We start from the raw sequence: 2,818 nt of genomic DNA on the forward strand, positions 1-2,818 counted from the left end.
CCCGAAGAGGGCCGGAACCTCTCTAACAGACCACAACAGAAAGCCCATACAACCCGATCTTGAGCATCAGACAATAGGCCTCAAGCCCGGATCAAAAATCCCCGCGCAAGGTCAGCACATAACTGCGTGGTTCGCCGAACAGGTTCGAGCGATCCAGCGCCGCCGAGGTGGTGTAGTACTTGCGGTCGAACAGGTTCTCGGCGTTGAGCGACACTTTCCAGTGCTCGTCCAGTTTCCAGCTGGCGCGGGCATCCCAGATCGCATAACCGGCCACGCCGTAGTCCAGCCCTGCGGTGTTAGGCACCGCATACGCCGATTGGGTGGTCACGCCTGCGCCTACGGTCAGGCGGTTCCAGTCGCCTTGCAGGTTGTAGCTGGCGTTGAGGCGCAGCATGTGTTTCGGCGTTTCGTAGGTCAGCTGTTCTTCTGTGGTGCTACGCACCATGTTGTAGGTGTAGCCGCCGAACACTTGCAGGCCCGGCAGCACTTCGCCGCTGGCCTCGATATCGAAGCCCTTGCTGCGCTTGATCGTGCCGTTGGAGTAACAGGTGCCGAACGAGTCGTTGCTCAGGCAGGCGCCGGAGTTGTCGACGTCTTCTACGGCCACATCCTTCTGCTTGATATAGAACAGCGCCATCGACAGGTTCAGGCGCTTGTCGAACAGTTCGCCTTTGAGGCCGGTTTCATAGTTGGTGCCGATCGCAGGGTCCAGTGGCGAGCCGCTGACATCACGGTAGTTGCCCTGCGGGGTGAAGATGTCGGCGTAGCTGGTGTACCAGGTCCAGTTTTCGTTCAGGTCGTACAGCAAGCCTACGAACGGCGTGAGTTCGCGGGCTTCCTTGGCGGTGTAGCTCAGCGCGGCACCGGTCTTGACGTCGTAGTCGTAGGTGTACCAGCTGGCGCGGCCGCCGAGCACCAGGCTCAGCGGTTCGGACAGGCGCAGGCGCACGTTGCCGTAGAGGCCGGAGCGCTCTTCGGTAGCGTCGATGTCGGTGCTCCAGGCCGGACGCGCCGGTTTGGCAAGGGCGCTGTGGTTGACGTTGAAGATATTGATCGGCGAGTTGACCGCGACCGTGGCCTGTTTGGTGTTGAATTCCTGCCGCGACCAGGTGGCGCCCAGCGTCACTTCATGTTCCAGGCCAAAGGCGTCGAAGCTGCCGTTCACGTGGCTGTCCAGCCCGGTGCTCTTGACCTCGTCGCGACGAAACAGCACGCCCTGAAAGCGTGAGCCGGCCTGGGTCGTCGGGTTGATCGCGCCGCGGGCATAGGCGATGTTCTGGTCGAAGCCGCCTTCGGAGTACGTCAGCGAGGTCTTGCTGGTCCAGGTGTCGTTGAAGCGGTGCGCGACCTCGGTGAACACCTCGTTCATGTCGCTTTCCAAGCGGTTCCATTTCGGCGCCAGGTTGGTCGAGCGCGAGATGTCCAGGGTGTTGCCGTTGTTGTAGCGCGGCAGGCCGTAGATCGAGTAGCCGTTAACGACGTTGGTCTGCCGACGCAGGCTGGCGGTCAGCGTGGTGGACTCGTTGAGGTCGGCCTCGACAATGCCGTACAACAGCGGCGTGCGGCTGTTACGGGCATCCTGGTAAGAGCCTGCATCTTCATAGGCGGCGACCATGCGCCCGCGCACGCTGCCGGACTCGTTGAGGCTGCCGCTGCCATCCAGGTCCATGCGGTAGTGGTCCCAGGAACCGGCGCGGGTGGTGACCGAAAACTGCGGGGTGGCGGTCGGGCGCTTGCGCACCAGGTTCACCGCGCCGCCGGGTTCGCCGGCACCGACCAGCAGGCCGGTGGCGCCGCGCAGCACTTCGATGCGGTCGTAGATGGCAGTGTCGGGCTTCATCCAGCCGGTGACCTGATAGGCCTGGCCCGGCACGCCGTCGTACAGAAAACTCTCGGCGGCCATGGTGAAGCCGCGCGAGGTGTACACATGACCGCCGAAGTTGCGGTACTGAAAGCTGATGCCGGGGGTCTTTTCCAGCACCTTGTCCAGGCTGTTGAGGTTCTTGTCGTCGAGCAACTGGCGGGTGACCACGGTGATGGTCTGCGGCGTTTCGCGCAGTGACTGTGTGCTGCGGCCGATGGTGGTGGCGCCGGTGGTGTAGGAACCGGTGTTCTCGGTAGTGGTGCCCAGCAGGTTAGAGTTGACCGTGGTTGCGCCCAGCTCGACCTGACCATTAGTGACTGCAACGCGTGGCACGACCCGGTAGCCACTGCCGGCCGCCAGTGCTTGCAGGTTGACCGGGGCCAGCAACTGTTGCAGCGCTTCGGCAACGCTGTAGCGACCATTGAGGCCGGCGCTGCTCAGGCCTTGGGTCAGGGAGGAGTCCGCCGCAATCATCACCCCGGCCTGCTGGCCGAGAGTGCCGAGTGCCTTGTCCAGGCTGCCGGCCGGAATGGCGAAGGCCTGGCGCTGGGCGTCATCCACTGCCGCAGCGGCAGGTGCAGCCAGAACGACAGGACTGGCGCCGGCAATCGACAGGCCGAGCAGGGTGGCGCGCAAGGCGCGGGCAAGCGGGGTAGGGCGGGTGTGCATAGAGCGATCCATATGATGAATGAAGGCAAGGGCGCGCTGTTTTTCAGCGTCTACACCTGTCTTGATGCTCGAAGCGGGAAAAACTGCCAAGGGAATGGAAATTATTTGTATCCGTAGGACCGGCTCCTGCGAGGTGTGTGATCCTTAGGCCGGCACCACGCTGGCCCAATACCCCAGCACCTTGCTGACCCGCACCGGCAGGGTGCGGGTCAGCAGGTCTAGGCTGGCGTCGGGGCGCTCCAGCGAGAAGGCGCCGGAGACCAGCAGCTGTGCCACCGCAGGATC

Annotated in this window: 1 protein-coding gene; it reads right to left on the reverse strand. The window is 63.3% G+C overall.

The annotated features are described in order from the left end of the window. Positions 1–91: 91 nt before the first annotated feature. Complete coding sequence (locus tag ACYP2A_RS23415) at positions 92–2,533, reverse strand: TonB-dependent siderophore receptor (protein WP_459748320.1); 2,442 nt, start codon at positions 2,531–2,533, stop codon at positions 92–94. Positions 2,534–2,818: the final 285 nt, after the last annotated feature.

It is taken from the genome of Pseudomonas sp. 3A(2025), assembly GCF_054589175.1.

Excerpts from the sequence above, each read along its gene's own strand:
- ACYP2A_RS23415 (WP_459748320.1), bottom strand. The coding sequence starts at position 2,533 with ATGCACACCCGCCCTACCCCGCTTGCCCGCGCCTTGCGCGCCACCCTG.